We start from the raw sequence: 15,094 nt of genomic DNA on the forward strand, positions 1-15,094 counted from the left end.
GTTTGTGTATGCCGCTTTTTTGTAATGTATCCAAGTTATACATCCAAGATCGTTTACTAATCTAATTGTGGATTCAACTGTTTTCCTTGCTGCTTTCTATACCCAAATAACTTTAACTTCTAAGCATGTCTACAAACTAAGCATCTTGAGGTTACTTGGGTATAGATTATTGCTAATATACGTAGTCTGAAGAAGCATTTTCCTGCATAATCTTACCGACTTACTCCTAGAAGGGTGATGTAACATGAAAATTATAAAAATCGTTGCTGTTTTAGCTCTCTTTTTAATTGCATTGGCGTTAGGTTCCCAAAACCAAGAGCTCGTGACTTTTAACTATCTTCTAGCAAAAGGAGAGTTCCACTTATCTACGCTATTAGGTGTAGTATTTGTGGTTGGCTTTGCTTTAGCGTGGGTTATCTTTGGTAGCATCCAACTGAAAACTCAGCTACAGGTCCGTCGTTTAAAGAAAAAACTGAAAAAGTACGAACCAACTGAATCAAACAACGCTGCTGATAAGCCAGCCATTGAAAAACAGGCATAAGGATAAGGCTTAACTTTAATGCTTGAACTACTCTTCTTGTTGTTGCCTATAGCTGCTGCCTATGGCTGGTATATGGGGCATCGCAGCGCTCAGCAAGACAAGCAGAAGCAATCTCATCAAATCTCTCGTCAGTATATGACGGGTCTTAATCTGCTGCTCTCTGACCAATCAGATAAGGCTGTCGATCACTTTATTGAATTGCTCCAAGTTGATAACGAGACCATCGATACTCACCTTGCGTTGGGTAACCTGTTCCGGTCTCGTGGTGAAGTCGACCGCGCAATCAGAATTCACCAAAATCTTATTTCTCGTTCAGGCTTAACACTGGACCAAAAGAACCTCGCCCTTCAACAGTTAGCGAAAGACTACATGGTCTCAGGTTTTCTTGATCGTGCAGAGAAAATCTTTGAACAGTTAGTCGAAGAGCCAGATTACAAAGAGGCGGCTCTTCAACAATTAGTGACCATTTATCAGCAAACACGAGAATGGGAAAAGGCGATTTATTACGCGAACCAATTGGCTAAGTTAGGTAATAAACGCTCAAGGATGCGTGCAAATATTGCCCATTTTTGGTGTGAAATAGCCATGCTCGACCAAGCTGATGGGAATACTAACAAGGCAATACAGCATTTTAAAAAAGCATTAGCGGAAGACCCAAAGTGTGTTCGAGCGAGTATTGCTTTGGGACGAATTTATCTAGAGTCTGAAGACTATAAGCACACCATCAAATATCTGACAGGGGTACTTGAGCAAGATAAAGACTTTATCAGTGATGTCTTGCCAACTATTGCAGAATGCTATCATCATCTGGGTCAGGAAGATGAACTTGTCGAGTTTCTGCGAGCTTGTATTGATAAGAAAGCAGGCGTATCAGCCGAGTTGATGTTGGCTCAATTAGTTGCTCATCACGAGAACGTTGGGGCTGCTCAAGAGTTACTGACGAAACAATTGCTGAAAAACCCAACCATGAAGGGCTTCTACCGTTTAATTGACTACCACATTGCAGAAGCAGAAGATGGTCGAGCGAAAGACAGCCTATCAACACTACAAGCGATGGTGGGTGAACAGTTAAAAGTGAAACCACATTACCGATGCCGGAAGTGTGGATTTTCTACCCATTCCCTTTATTGGCATTGTCCGTCCTGTAAAGGATGGGGGACGATCAAGCCAATCCGCGGATTGGATGGTGAATAATTCTTAATGCAGCTGGCAGAGTTTCTGTCCGCTGCATTTTTTTAACTTTTTATTTAATAAGAACCAAAACAGTTAGGAGATGAAATGATCGACCAAAAAGTTATTGTCGCACTGGATTATGATAACCAAGCAGATGCACTTGCGTTTGTAGATAGAATTGATCCTGCGTCATGCCGACTAAAAGTTGGCAAGGAGATGTTTACGCTATTTGGTCCTGATTTTGTACGTGAACTCCATAAACGTGGTTTCTCTGTATTCCTAGATTTAAAATTTCACGATATTCCAAACACCTGTTCGAAAGCAGTTCGCGCTGCGGCTGAAATGGGTGTATGGATGGTGAACGTACACGCGAGCGGTGGTGAGCGTATGATGACGGCATCACGTGAAATTCTTGAGCCATATGGTAAAGATCGTCCACTTCTTATCGGTGTAACGGTACTAACCAGTATGGAACAAAGTGATTTAGCTGGTATTGGTTTGAATGTTGCGCCTCAGGAGCAAGTTATTCGTCTAGCAACCTTGACCAAAAACGCAGGCTTAGATGGTGTCGTATGTTCAGCGCAAGAGTCCTCATTACTGAAGAGCGAACTAGGCCAAGAATTTAAATTAGTGACCCCTGGTATTCGACCTGCTGGCTCAGAACAAGGTGACCAACGCCGTATCATGACGCCAGTAGACGCTATCCAATCAGGTTCAGATTATCTTGTGATTGGTCGCCCTATCACTCAAGCGTCAAATCCTGCAGAAGTGCTGAAGTCGATCAATGAGAGCTTATCTAAAATGTAAGCACTGTCTCGATTGTATGGAGAAAAGTGAGGCTAAGATGCCTCACTTTTTATATCGAATGAAAATACTAATCGCGGTAAAAAACCATTCCTTTTAACCAGCTATGTCTGATCATTTACTCGCTGTAACTGGTATATCGGGGCCAATTGAGATAAAGGTTCTGCGGTTTATTCTGAGTAAAGTAGGGCTTGGTACTATGCCGATCACACTTTTGTAACATAACTCACTGTGATGCCTCGAAAATGCAACCATGTGTTATTGATGGCTTGCGTTACAAATGTCTAAAGAATACTATGGCGAAGATGCATTCACTGCGTTGTAAGGTCTAGGATGACCTAGTGAAACTCTTTGAAATTAATATAGAAGCTGGCAGGACGTCACTTCATATTACGTTCCTATTATTTCCTATCTGCGTATTTTAAATCGCAGCTTTCTGTGAGCTTTCACACGCTGTCTTCCTTGTTACGACCTTAGTGCGCAAACACAACAAGGAAGAAACATGACTAAAAAACTGCCATTTTCAGTACTAGCAACACTGACCGCTGCCAGTTTTCAACTGAGTGCGGCAGAATTGCCAGCTGATATCGAATGGATTTCAAACAACAACGAACCTCTATTTGCCTCTGAAGAGGCGGTACGAGGTGGCACCTATCGCACTTACATTCAGAGCTTTCCGCAAACATTACGAAGTGTTGGTCCAGATGCGAACTCAGGTTTGCGCCAATACTTAATGGATGGTTCACCAAAACTGGCTCAGCGTCATCCAAATACTGGCAAATGGATCCCTCAACTTGCTAAGTCATGGGCATTTGGAGAGGACAACAAAACCGTATTCTTTAAACTCGACGAAACGGCCGAGTGGTCAGATGGTGAAAAAATTACAGCAGATGATTACGTCTTTATGATGAAGTACTACACGTCAAAAGACATTATCGACCCGTGGTATAACGACTTCTTCACAAACAGTATTGTGAGTGTTGAAAAAATTGATGACTACACGATCAAAGTCAATCTTGCTGTAGCTCAAAGTCATGACTCACTTATGGTTATGATTAACATGCCAAGTAATGGTTTTCAGCCTCGTCCTGAACACTTCTTTGAAGGAGAAAAGGACGCAAATAACGATGGCATGCCTGATAACTTCGTCAGAAAGTTTAACTTTAAATCTGAGCCAACCGCAGCGCCTTACTACATTGATCAAGTGAAGAAAGGTAAGAGCGTGACATTCAAACATGTCGGTGAAGATTGGTGGGGATACAACAACCGCTACTATAAAAACCGTTATAACGTTGAAAAAGTTCGCATTAAGGTAATTCGCGATCCTGATATTGCCATGAAGCACTTTGAGAAAGGCAACTTAGACTACTTTGAGATGGTGCTACCAAGCTTTTGGCATGACAAAACCAATAGTGATGTGTACAAAAAAGGCTATATCCAAAAGTACTGGGGCTTTAACGAAGCACCGCAAGGAGCTGGTGGTCTTTGGATGAACACAGCGATGCCGATGTTGGATAACCTAGAAGTGCGTAAAGGTGTTATGGCAGCCACTGACTATGACGGCATGATTGAAAACATCATGCGTGGAGATTATTCACGTAAACCGCATGGACTCGGCTTTGGTCATGGCGAATACGATGATCCTAACAATACACCACCAAAGTTTGATGCTGATGCGGCGGTTAAACACTTCGAAAAAGCGGGCTTTGACAAAGTGGGCGCAGATGGTATTCGTATTAACGACAAGGGCCAACGCTTGAGCTTTGCTATCACCTATGGATACAACTCTTGGACACCGCGTATTGCATACCTGAAAGAGCAAGCGAAACTTGCTGGTCTTGAGTTCACGTTAAACTTGGTGGATGGCTCATCTGCGTTTAAATACATTCTTGAGAAAAAGCATCAGCTAGCGTTTTTGAATATGGGCTCTGGTGAGATCCCTGCGTATTGGGAATACCTACACTCGGATAATGCAAATCGACCACAAACGAATGCTCACACCAACTACAGCAGCCCTGAGCTAGACAAGTTAATTGAAGCGTATGATTCTGAGTTTGATCAGGAGAAGCGTTACGACTTGTCGCATCAAATCCAAAACTATGTCAGCAAAGCGAACATCATCGTTCCTGGCTACATGGTGCCTTATTCTCGAGTTGCTCATTGGCGCTGGGTTAAAATTCCTAAAAACGGCATGACAAAAGCGACAGAATGGGTGCTTCATCCAATGGATATCGGTAATTTCTGGATTGATAACCAAGTAAAAGAAGAGACAGAAGAAGCGATGGACGAGGGTAAAACCTTCCCAGAATTAACGGTAATTGATGATCGTTACAAATTGTAAATCAGTAGTTTAGATAGAAAATGATAGCCCCGGTAATGAATTTTATCGGGGCTTTCTTTTTTACTTAATAAGGTAAGACGCTTCTAAAAGGTAGGTTTTTGCATCACCAAGCAAAGAGAACGCTTTATCGATGGTTTTAAATCGATCATCAAGCGAGTCGCTTGATATCAGCTGGCTGAATGTTTGCAACGAGAAAGCTTCGTTTGCTTTGAAGAACTGATGTACGTTTTCAAGCTGCACTTTATGAATATGCTCCACCTTATTTAGGGCGGTGGTTAAATCGGAAATGTTAATCGACATTGCTACTCGGGAACCTTATCAACAAGACCTATATGAGGTCATAGAGTGGGGTTTTATATTTTGTGACAGAGAGTAGCACCGAAGAGCAATTTATAGTCTGATGAAGATCAATTTGCCTTATTTAAGCATCTGTAACGTGGCACTAGACGTGTACCTAGAGTTGGTACAAGTTACAACGCTTGAATATAGGCTAGGGTTCAACCTAATCAAAAGTAAAAGCCAAGTCCGACTAAAAGCCCTTGAGAAGCCGTATCATATTCAAATACCTCTTCATTTTTGTAATCGACCCAGGTCGACTTGTAAGCTAAGTTGAGATCAGACCATTCGTTAAAGCGATAACGAACACCAGTTTGAATGGCATAAGTGAAGTGAGTATCGTTGCCAAGTCCGGCGTCGATGCTGGCATGAAATCGCCAGTTTTCGCTCAATTCATCAATGAGTCGCAAGCCAACTAAAAAATCGACCCAATCTTCTTGTAATGACAGTCTATCTTCTAGTACCCGGTTGTCATTACGATACAGCTTGCCGGTGATGTCATTGTCCCACCAACGTAATCCAAACATATAATCCAGTTTACCAAATGAATATTGTTCGCGTTGGAATGCCTTTGCTTCTAGAACACCTTGCCGTATTTCGATGTCCGCACGATAACGAGCGTTAGGCAGAGCGCCCTTGATATTATTAACATCACCACTTAAGTTCATGAAACTATAATCTATGTAGTAGCCCCACTTACTTTGGTAAATACTCTCGAATCGCAACATCGCCCCAATATCGAGGTGGTCTACGATGAACTTAGGATCGACATCCACCTCTGATGAAAAGCGACCAATACTGGTATCCCCGTGGATATTCAGTCCTAGCATGTACACTTCTATGCTATTTCGCCAACGAGATTCTTGTGTCTCGGCTGAGAGCGCTACTGATGTAGGTAATACAAGAATGAGTGAGGAGAGTGATAGCAGGTTACATGGTTTCATCCAATTTCCTTTTCGGCTGTTCGGCTTTTCGTCAGCTTTCAGCTTAGTAGAAGTCGCTACACTCTGCATAAAAAAGGGAAGCAACTTGCTTCCCTGTAATTAACATTGACTTAGAGTTGTTTGGCAATGTCTGAGGTTAGGCTTTCTAAGCCTATGGATAAAGCGTTGACGAGCGCTTCATAGCCTTCATCTTGAAGCGGCTTTGAGATTTGTATTGGCGCACTGTTTTCGACCTTACCTTCGGCATTAATGAGTAACCATTCTCCCTCAATTTCGATATTACCTTTGTAGCTGCCATTAAATTTATTTAACGTAAGCTGTAGTTTGGCTTCACCGCTTTGATCCAACAGATTATTCATTTCAGTCGGCCAGTAATGACTTTGCTTGTGGCGTAGTTCCGCGACGACTCTCTGAGTGATTTGCTCAGAAATACTGTGCGCCCATTGATTGTGTTTCGCCTGAATAACTTGGGTCTCAGAGGTTCGATAAACAATGCCATTATCATTCAAATAACTCGCCAATGTCACTGGACGAACAACTAAAGTTGGGGGCTGAGCGATATCAGAAGAGCTCAGCGTCACTGGTTCCACCTTAGGTAGAAGGTACATAGCTCCTTTAGTTTGCGGAGCGCTACTGCAACCCGTTAGGCCGACAAATAGCGCGATAGACAGAAAGAATACTCGTTTCATTAGTTTTGGCCTTTAATTGGTATTGGGTCACTGATTTCATCTTCTCCAAACACAAGAGAGTTTGGCTTTTCGTTTAGCTGTTTAAGTACGGGTTTAAACTCTGTCATCACGCTTTCTAATTCTTTTAGCGTGGCTTCCATTTCGCTGTACATGGTTGAGTTGGGCCCATAACCATCGAGTGTTTTTTGTAATTGCTGTAAGCTTTGGCGAATATCTGTTGGGATCTCTTGCGTCTCTTTTTGATTCAAAAGTTTATCAATACTGTCCGCCACGCGTTCTGCTGAAGCTAACGTTTTTTCAGACGTTTTTAACGTTGAATTGAGAGAATCTAGCGTTTCTTCCATCGGTAAGTTATTAATCTTATTTAGGAAGTCGTTCACTTGGCGCTGAACCTGCGCAAAACCACCACGCATGGTTGGGAAAACATCTAAATCAGCAAACTTACTCGGTACGTAAGGCTCGTCATTTGGATAGAAGTCGGCGTCAACATACAGTGCGCCTGTTAATAAGTTACCTGTTTTTAAAGTACCACGTAGGCCTTTAGCAAACTCACTCTTCAATTTATCTTTTAACATTGGTAAAGATTGGGATTGGAAATCGCCATAAACACGGCCGAGCTCGATACGTACCAATACAGGGATTTTTTTCGCAGAAAAGTTCTCTTCTGGGGTTGGAAGTCGCATTGGTACACGCATCACAGTACCAATTCTCAAGCCTCGATATTCGACAGGTGCCTTACGTTTAAGTCCTCGTACCGATTCATCAAAAAGCATAACGAATTCAATATAATCATCGTACATACCTTCTCGAAGTTGTTTAATATCATCGTACAAGCGGAAGTTGACCATATTTTCAGTGAGCTGTTCACCGGATTCAAGACCTGGAACGGTATCGAAGGTAACACCACCCGTTAGCATGCTCTCTAATGAGCCAAACTTGACTTCGAACCCTTCAGCATTGAGCTGTAAATCTACGCCAGAATTCAGCCAGAACTTGGTACGAGTGCGCACTAAGCTGTCATAAGGCTTGAAAATAAAGAGTTGGTATAACGCTTTGCGAGTGTCAACATCAAAGCTGGTTTTCTCTACGCGACCAACCGTAAAGCCTTTATAAATGACGGGGTCACCAACGCCTAGCTTACCAGCCTCGCGGTGTGTTAACACAAGGCGTAACCCCTCTGCATCAGGAGAGGCGACTGGGGGAACATCTAAGACCGTAAAGCGCTCTTTCTCTATTTTAGATTTACCCGGCTGAAGTTGGATATAAGCGCCAGAGAGCAAGGTCTCTAAACCTGAAACGCCATCACGGCCAATACGAGGCTTCACCACCCAAAACATGGTGTCATCTCGCAGCATGCGTTCTGCATCCTTGTTCATTTGTGCCTTAGCGATGATGTGATCGTAATTTTCACTGAGAGTGACTTCAGTAATCAGTCCGACTTTTACATTCAATGCTCGGATTTCGGTTTTGCCAACCTCAATCCCATCTGCGGTTGGCAGTTGGAGAGTAATTTGTGGGCCTGTACTGTTGATATATTGGAACAGCATCCACGCTCCCATGGCTAGCGCAAGGATCGGGACAATCCATATCGCAGAAATCTGCTTTTGCGGTTTTATTTGAGCGGTTACGTTGTTCTCATCACTCATATTTGGCTTTCTCGTTTAAGTTGTCAGAAATCGGCTCCTGCACTTCGTTTTGTGGCAATTGCCACAACAAACGTGAGTCAAATATCATTGCAGAAAGCATAGTAAAAATGACCACTGCCGCGAAAGAGAGCGCAGCAGGACCTGGATAAATCGCCATTAAGTTTTGCAGTTGAACCAGTGCAACTAAGATCGCGACGACGAAGATATCGATCATAGACCAACGACCAATAAACTCAGTTATGCGGTAGATCTTTAAGCGTGAAATACTCTCTTCGTGCGGAAGATATCGCGCTTTTTGCGCATTGTAATACAGCCACGTGAGTGCCAGCATTTTCGCCATTGGAATAAATACGCTAGCAAAGAAAATTACCATCGCAATAGGGTAAGAACCTAAATGCCAAAGCAATATTACCCCCTCCATGATAGTTGAACCTTCTGCATGTCCAAGGCTTACGGTGTACATCATAGGGTAGAGGTTTGCAGGGATATAGAAAATGACTGAAGCAAACAAAAGCGCCCAAGCTTTTTGTAAATTATCTGCGGGGTTGTATTTGTGAATAGGGCTTTTACAACGAATGCAGTGTTGGTGTTTTTTAGCTTCAATAGGGTTGAGCTGGTGACACGTATGACAACCAATATGGTTGTGGTTATGGTGCGTATCACCCTCTTTTACATCAGATAGCTCGATAGCTGGAATAAAGTGTCCCCAGAGCCAGCTTTTGTCGACCATTGATATGCATTTGACTACCAGAACGGTATATACACAAAACGCCCAGAATGAAGTGCCCATTCCTATGTCTGCGAGGGAAGCGATTTTAATTAAGCTGACCAACACGCCAATCAAAAATACATCCACCATTAACCAGGGTTCGACTCGAAACAGAAGACGGCATAAAACTTTTGCCATTCGTTGCTGCTTTCTAGAGGGGGTATGTTTACGTGCTTTTAATGCTTCAAGGTGAAGAAAGAGAATGAGGCCAACATAGATTGCAGGCAAAACGATAACTGTTGCGAGTAGCAGCACACCCAAAAGCACATTTTGAAACTCAGCCAGCATTTTGGCGGCATGCAACAAGGTGATTTCTTGCGACAATCCTTGCACGCTGAACGACATAAAAGGGAAAGAAATGCTTAGCACTAACATGATCAAACATGCCGATGATATGGCGATCACGCTTTGGTAAGGCTTGGCATTCACTTTAGTCAGCGAATGCGAACATCGAGGACATTGTGCTTTTTGCCCCTGTTCGATATCGGGAATGCGAACAACAAGGCCGCACTCTTCGCATGAAATTAACTGACGGGAATTAGGTTGAATACTCATCGGGTAGGTTTTAGATTCATTTGCTTTAAGAATACTCTTTTTTCACTAGGCACGCTTGTTTTGATTCAGGAGTTTACGAGTTTCTTACTTTTGGCATTAGAGGATATGGGAGATCTAAGACATAAACGAAGTCGCGTTTGGTACAAGATTTTACGGCGAAGATGAGTATGTTGGAAGCCGAAAATAATGTGATATTGCTTGTCTGTGGAGGGGTAATTACTTGTTTTTAAGGGTAAGTAACCCTGCCCAGATAGTCTGAGCAGGAAAAAAGAGCATTTTATTTAAAGTGGTTAGTTGTACTTTACTTGACCGTTCCGCTCTTAAAGGCATTGGAGCCGACTTGCGTACCGTTGAGCGTTTTGCCGTAATAGCCTTGGTGCTGGTGATATTTCTCCGCGTTTGCGGTGACATTGCCTTTGAATCGAGGATCTTGTGGACGCTCATGGCTGTTGACGTATGCTGCGACATCCCAAGCTTCTTGCTCTGTCAGCTGCACACTTTTCCCAAGCGGCATGTTTTCGTAAATAAAATAGGCCGCAGTGTTAATCCGGTGCATACCTGCGCCCCAGTTATACGCATATTCGCCCCAAAGTGGTGGAATGTATGAATGGTCGTTGGTGTCTTTGATGCCTGAACCGTTGGCGCGATGGCAAGTTTCACAGTTTTTTTCGTAGACCAATGCGCCTCGCTCTATTGATGGTTCTTGCTCAGGGGCGGCGATTTTTGGGTAGCCACGCCCAGAGAGATTACCTCGATTTTCAATTGGTAATGCTTGTGCGATGGCTTCGGGCAACGGGAAGTCTTTTGCTTTTCCACCAATTTGCAACGCTTTTGCGTCTAGCTCTGGAATGGGTTCATCCGCCATACCATGTTTGTCAAGCAAGCCGCCCATCGCTAACCAGTAGGCGTAAGCACTAAGGGCAACAATTTCTGGCGAATCGTAAGCGGGCGCTTTACCATTCATGGAATACTCGAAACAACCTTGGATACGGTCAGCATAGCTGTTTACGCGATCGTTTTTCTTACGATATGCCGGGTATGCCATGTAAGCTGCCCACAGTGGCGCAGCGTTTGCTTTTCGTCCTGCCTCCATATGGCAGTTCACACAGTTTTGTTCGTTGCCAACGTATTTTCCGCGCATTTGTTGTGAGTTAACAAAGAGCGAGTAACCACGTTTTACTTGCTCACCAAATGCGGTGTTTGGAATTGTACTGAGATCACGCGGTTTTAAGTATTCACCGTGCTTTTCTTTTTCTATCGCAGGCAGCTCTTTCTGGCGGTCCGGTAACGGATCGTTAGCTAGTACGAGCGTAGAAATGAAAGGCAATGCGAACAAAGAATAGAAACGTTTCATGACTGCTCCTAGTAACGTAATGAGGCAAAGTAGTAAGCAAGATTTTCGATCTCTTTGTCAGTGAGATTTTTTGCGATGGTCCCCATCATATTGAGCGGGTCACCACTGCGAGTGCCGTTTTTCCATGCCATCAATTGCGTTTTTAAGTAATCAGCATGTTGGCTTGCGAGGCGAGGGACCTTGTCGACGCCCATTCCGCTGGCTCCATGACAAGTCGCGCAAGCTGGAATGTTTCTATCCCAATCACCTTGGAAGATCAATTTACGATACGGGTTACGAATGTCGGCTTGGTCGCCGCGTTGCTCTGGGTTAGTGAACTCGTAGCTCGGGAGGTTAGCAAAGTACTCCATAACTTCCTTACGGTCTGCGGGATCGTTGAGTTCCTTCGCCATGCCTTGCATGACCACATTTTGGCGTTCGCCACTAAGGAATAGTTCGATTTGAGTGTTGAGATAGTTCGCGTTTAAACCAGCGATCATCGGCGCGATATTTGGCTGTCCCATGCCATCTTGGCCGTGACAACCGCTACATACGCTGGCTTTTTCCGGAATAGAAGAGGCGCTTGCGCCCATAGTGGTTGCTAACAAACAGGCCACCACCACTGGAAGAATTTTTGACATGCTGACTCACTTTAATTTTGATTAATATGTCTAAGTGCTACTTGGTAGTCACTTGGACGATATTGTCGGCCTTGTCAATAATGAAAGGTATTGTGGATTTCCACATATTTAATAAGTGTAAATGGCCGTATTTGTTTTTATTGGTTGTTCTATAAGCGATAAAAACAAAGTGGTGAAGAGCTGCACAAATCGGCAGCTCTAAGTGGTAGAGACGTCTTAACGTGCGGCGTTACGCTTTGCGGATTTTGGCCGGCAGGGACTGACGTGCCGCCGCGCCCACGACCCAATCCAACAACACGCCTTTGCCTTCTCGAGTAGGGTCAATTAAGCCAATGTCGTTAATATTGACGCCATCTTGGCTGCGCGTTTTTACGGGTTGTTGCTTATCGCCGATCCAGTGCGAGCGTTGTCCTAGCTCGGTATGGCCAAACCCATGTTCAAATCCGAGTGTGCCAGGGCGAATCCCGCTGACTATCATCGCAAGTGCTTTGGTGCTTGCAGATGGTGTCTCGATAACAAACTCATCACCCGTTTTAATGCCTGCGCGCTCGGCATCGATTGGATGGATGTACACTGGGTTTACGCCTTTAATCGAGTTCAACCTTGGCGATAGGTTGGATACCGCACTGTGAATGTTGGATTTAAAGTTCGTCAGGCTGAAAGGCCATTCTGAGCTTGGGAACTGGTCTTCCATTGGTGTGCCATCGGCCAGCTTTTGTGGATGCCATGTTGGGCAACCCGTGTAGAAATCACCGGTCATGGTGTTTCTTGCGCTGCCGACACGTTCATTCCATATCGCGACAGGTCGTGTCCATTTGTGCTTCATTTGCTCACCTTGATACGCTTCGGTTGCATTTTCAAAACGTCCACCGCGAGCAAAAATAAACGCCACACGTTTCATCTCATCCGCTGTCAGCGTCTTCTGCATGGCTGGCATTAAACGCTCTAGGCCGGACCACGCAATGTCTTCTGCCGAAACTTCAGGTACCCCGCCTTTCACATAAGCCAAGTTTGCCGCGGAACGTAAGTAGAAATCTTCAGCGCTGTGGAGAGCGTGCCAATTCCCTTGCGCATCTTGAATCGCGTTGTCACCAAAGCCGCCTAGTTGCATTTTCTTGGCGACATCAATCAAAAAGTTTTCTAAGCAAATTGAACGACCATCGGCGGTTTTCTCTGTTCGCGCTCCCACAATCGGCCAGCGAGCGGTGACGGTTTTCACCGGAACGTCGTGCCAAGGCGTTGCCATACCCCAGCTTTCGTAGGTGACCGTGTCAGGTACAATATAATCCGACAATGCGGTGGTTTCGTTAATGAACGCATCAACAGACACAATCAAACCGAGTTGTTTTGGATCTTTAAGCTTGTCTTCCAGCAGCGTTTTCAAACCGGGCACACCATACATCGGGTTCGCCATGTGGTTGATCCACGCTTTAACGCGATATGGATAACCATCAATAGCCGCAGATAGGTGTTCTGTCAGCAGTGGCGCTGCAAACGGATACCAAGGTGCGCGAGTTGGGTAAGGGGATTTTCCTGCCTCAACGCGACGTTTGTATTCGCTGGTTTTGTGGTATGGGAATTTACTGCGCGATAAAAAGACGCCTTTCGGGCCGACTTTGCTAGCAAATTTGGTGAAGTCGTAACGAGGACCCGCAGCGGAAGTTGGATAGCCACCCGCTTTGGCCATCGCGCCGCCTTTCATGTTGATATTACCAATCAACGCATTGAGCATCATGATAGTAAACGAGTTATAGAACCCATTGGTGTGCATGTTGCCACCGTGGGTATCGACCACCGCTTTTGTTCCGTGGCTGGTAAAGCGCTTTGCTAGTTCAACAATTTGTTCGACAGGGATTTCACATTGTTGGCTGTAGAACGCAAGACTGTATTTGAACGCCTCTTCTTTGAGTCTTTGTAGAGACGATTTTACGCGCACTTCGCCCGATGCAAGCGAAACCGTTTTATCGACAAACAGTGCCGCTTCCTCAGCTTGGGTATGAACACCAAATTCGCCGCTTTGCTCATCCACGATGACGTACGGGTCGGAGTCAGACAACGCTTCGCCCTCGAATGGCAGATTCAAGTCCGACGCGCGTAAAAACGTGCCGTTTCTCGGGTGCTGATTATCGCTTATCACGAGATGCGTAGCATTACACCAGTGCGCGGTGCCGGCTCGCTTCATCGCATTTGCCCCCGGCTGCGCCAAGAAGGTTTTGTTGTAGCGTTGGTTTTCGATGATCCACTGGATCATGCCAAGCACGAGGGCAGAATCGGTACCCGGTTTGATTGGTATCCAGCGGTTGTTGTCACCGGCGGCCAAGCTCGATGAACCCGCAGGCAAACTTGGCGTGATGATGGTGTATTCCAAGTTACCTTCTGTTCGCGCATTGGCGAGTTGGCGCGCCTGGCGCTTAAAAGGGTTGCCAGCTTGCGCAGGCGACATACCGATGAAGATGATGTATTCCGCATTATCAAAGTCTGGCTTTAAGTGTGCGTTCTTATCTAAGTCGTTCATGAATGCGCCGCTGCCAGCACGAAATGCGTAGCCGCAGTAAGAGCCGTGATGCCCAAAGTTACGTGTACCATAGCTATTGAACGCGAAGCGTTTGAATATGTCGTCTCGGCCTTCGTTCCCGGCGTTGGTCATTAACAATTGGTTGGCTTTCGGTCCATATTCCGGGTTTTCAGGATCTACGGGCGTTGTTAAATCGCGGATGTCGCGTAAGCCATCAACATGGCCTTCACCAAATAAATCACCACCCTCTACGACTTCTTCTATCAATTGCTCGTAGCTGATCGGAATCCATTTCCCTTCGCCGCGTTTTCCAACTCGTTTCAGTGGCTGAGTTATGCGGTACGGGCTGTTGCGAATTTCTAGCATCCCATTGCCACGTGCGCATGCTGTTGAACGACCGTCAAGACCCGCTTCTCCTGCCAAACTTAAATAAGCATCTTTGACTGGCGTTTCGAACGGAATGTGTTGCTGATGAGAGAGTGGGTGATATGGGTTGCCAGTAATACGCAAAATCTCGTCGCTGCGGTTACCAATGCGTACACGCAATCCGCACAGTGACCAACAACCAAAACACATCGATGGCGCAACGCGCTGATTTGGATTAGGGATTAGGTTGCCTTTGCTGTTGACCGTGTACTCAGGTTCAAGCGAGTTACCGTGGTGAATATCACGCGTTTTTTCTCCCGCAGTGCCTTCGAGCGCACCCTCGACCATGTGTTTGGTGGTGGTGGCGTAACCCGCAGCGAATGCGCCAAGCCCACCCACTGCAATGCCTGATTTCAAAAACTGACGGCGTTTGTTATCCAT

General features: G+C 45.1%; 12 protein-coding genes. 4 read left to right on the forward strand and 8 right to left on the reverse strand.

Going from position 1 to position 15,094, the window contains the following annotated elements:
* Nucleotides 1-244: 244 nt before the first annotated feature.
* The 4 genes from R7P64_RS10540 to R7P64_RS10555 all read left to right on the forward strand — a co-directional run bounded on the left by R7P64_RS10540 (nucleotide 245) and on the right by R7P64_RS10555 (nucleotide 4,859).
* Complete coding sequence (locus R7P64_RS10540) at nucleotides 245-541, forward strand: LapA family protein (RefSeq protein ID WP_005376663.1); 297 nt, start codon at nucleotides 245-247, stop codon at nucleotides 539-541.
* Between the two features lie 18 nt (nucleotides 542-559).
* Entirely contained in the window at nucleotides 560-1,735 is a 1,176-nt protein-coding gene (gene lapB, locus R7P64_RS10545; protein WP_005376665.1) for a lipopolysaccharide assembly protein LapB, read from the forward strand.
* A gap of 84 nt (nucleotides 1,736-1,819) precedes the next feature.
* Complete coding sequence (pyrF, locus tag R7P64_RS10550; protein WP_017821659.1) at nucleotides 1,820-2,521, forward strand: orotidine-5'-phosphate decarboxylase; 702 nt, start codon at nucleotides 1,820-1,822, stop codon at nucleotides 2,519-2,521.
* A gap of 499 nt (nucleotides 2,522-3,020) precedes the next feature.
* The gene (locus tag R7P64_RS10555; RefSeq protein WP_005376669.1) at nucleotides 3,021-4,859 is read left to right on the forward strand and encodes an extracellular solute-binding protein; all 1,839 of its coding nucleotides are present in this window, start codon (nucleotides 3,021-3,023) and stop codon (nucleotides 4,857-4,859) included.
* Between the two features lie 60 nt (nucleotides 4,860-4,919).
* On the opposite strand, the gene R7P64_RS10560 is transcribed toward R7P64_RS10555, so the two are convergent.
* The 8 genes from R7P64_RS10560 to R7P64_RS10595 all read right to left on the reverse strand — a co-directional run bounded on the left by R7P64_RS10560 (nucleotide 4,920) and on the right by R7P64_RS10595 (nucleotide 15,094).
* Nucleotides 4,920-5,159: a hypothetical protein gene (locus tag R7P64_RS10560; RefSeq protein WP_005376679.1), complete on the reverse strand. Its 240-nt coding sequence runs from the start codon at nucleotides 5,157-5,159 to the stop codon at nucleotides 4,920-4,922.
* A 206-nt stretch (nucleotides 5,160-5,365) separates the two neighbouring features.
* Nucleotides 5,366-6,139, reverse strand: coding sequence for a hypothetical protein (locus R7P64_RS10565; protein WP_017633868.1), 774 nt, complete (start codon nucleotides 6,137-6,139; stop codon nucleotides 5,366-5,368).
* Nucleotides 6,140-6,249: 110 nt separating this feature from the next.
* Nucleotides 6,250-6,828 (reverse strand): membrane integrity-associated transporter subunit PqiC, encoded by a 579-nt coding sequence (locus R7P64_RS10570; RefSeq protein WP_318123472.1) that lies wholly within the window; start codon nucleotides 6,826-6,828, stop codon nucleotides 6,250-6,252.
* Nucleotides 6,828-8,474, reverse strand: coding sequence for an intermembrane transport protein PqiB (pqiB, locus tag R7P64_RS10575; RefSeq protein ID WP_213970712.1), 1,647 nt, complete (start codon nucleotides 8,472-8,474; stop codon nucleotides 6,828-6,830). The genes R7P64_RS10570 and pqiB overlap by 1 nt, the downstream gene beginning before the upstream one ends.
* Nucleotides 8,467-9,798: a paraquat-inducible protein A gene (locus tag R7P64_RS10580; RefSeq protein ID WP_318123473.1), complete on the reverse strand. Its 1,332-nt coding sequence runs from the start codon at nucleotides 9,796-9,798 to the stop codon at nucleotides 8,467-8,469. The genes pqiB and R7P64_RS10580 overlap by 8 nt, the downstream gene beginning before the upstream one ends.
* A gap of 301 nt (nucleotides 9,799-10,099) precedes the next feature.
* Entirely contained in the window at nucleotides 10,100-11,152 is a 1,053-nt protein-coding gene (locus R7P64_RS10585) for a c-type cytochrome (protein WP_318123475.1), read from the reverse strand.
* 8 nt (nucleotides 11,153-11,160) lie between these two features.
* Nucleotides 11,161-11,724 carry a c-type cytochrome gene (locus R7P64_RS10590; RefSeq protein WP_411979337.1) on the reverse strand — a complete coding sequence of 188 codons (564 nt, stop codon included), beginning with the start codon at nucleotides 11,722-11,724 and terminating at the stop codon, nucleotides 11,161-11,163.
* Between the two features lie 277 nt (nucleotides 11,725-12,001).
* The gene (locus R7P64_RS10595; protein ID WP_318123479.1) at nucleotides 12,002-15,094 is read right to left on the reverse strand and encodes a tetrathionate reductase subunit A; all 3,093 of its coding nucleotides are present in this window, start codon (nucleotides 15,092-15,094) and stop codon (nucleotides 12,002-12,004) included.

The sequence above is a fragment of the Vibrio sp. 2304 genome, assembly GCF_033339475.1.
Taxonomy (GTDB): Bacteria; Pseudomonadota; Gammaproteobacteria; order Enterobacterales; family Vibrionaceae; genus Vibrio; species Vibrio alginolyticus.

Excerpts from the sequence above, each read along its gene's own strand:
- pyrF (WP_017821659.1), top strand. The coding sequence starts at position 1,820 with ATGATCGACCAAAAAGTTATTGTCGCACTGGATTATGATAACCAAGCA.
- R7P64_RS10580 (WP_318123473.1), bottom strand. The coding sequence starts at position 9,798 with ATGAGTATTCAACCTAATTCCCGTCAGTTAATTTCATGCGAAGAGTGC.
- R7P64_RS10565 (WP_017633868.1), bottom strand. The coding sequence starts at position 6,139 with ATGAAACCATGTAACCTGCTATCACTCTCCTCACTCATTCTTGTATTA.
- R7P64_RS10590 (WP_411979337.1), bottom strand. The coding sequence starts at position 11,724 with ATGGGCGCAAGCGCCTCTTCTATTCCGGAAAAAGCCAGCGTATGTAGC.
- pqiB (WP_213970712.1), bottom strand. The coding sequence starts at position 8,474 with ATGAGTGATGAGAACAACGTAACCGCTCAAATAAAACCGCAAAAGCAG.
- R7P64_RS10585 (WP_318123475.1), bottom strand. The coding sequence starts at position 11,152 with ATGAAACGTTTCTATTCTTTGTTCGCATTGCCTTTCATTTCTACGCTC.
- R7P64_RS10595 (WP_318123479.1), bottom strand. The coding sequence starts at position 15,094 with ATGGATAACAAACGCCGTCAGTTTTTGAAATCAGGCATTGCAGTGGGT.
- R7P64_RS10555 (WP_005376669.1), top strand. The coding sequence starts at position 3,021 with ATGACTAAAAAACTGCCATTTTCAGTACTAGCAACACTGACCGCTGCC.
- R7P64_RS10540 (WP_005376663.1), top strand. The coding sequence starts at position 245 with ATGAAAATTATAAAAATCGTTGCTGTTTTAGCTCTCTTTTTAATTGCA.
- lapB (WP_005376665.1), top strand. The coding sequence starts at position 560 with ATGCTTGAACTACTCTTCTTGTTGTTGCCTATAGCTGCTGCCTATGGC.
- R7P64_RS10560 (WP_005376679.1), bottom strand. The coding sequence starts at position 5,159 with ATGTCGATTAACATTTCCGATTTAACCACCGCCCTAAATAAGGTGGAG.
- R7P64_RS10570 (WP_318123472.1), bottom strand. The coding sequence starts at position 6,828 with ATGAAACGAGTATTCTTTCTGTCTATCGCGCTATTTGTCGGCCTAACG.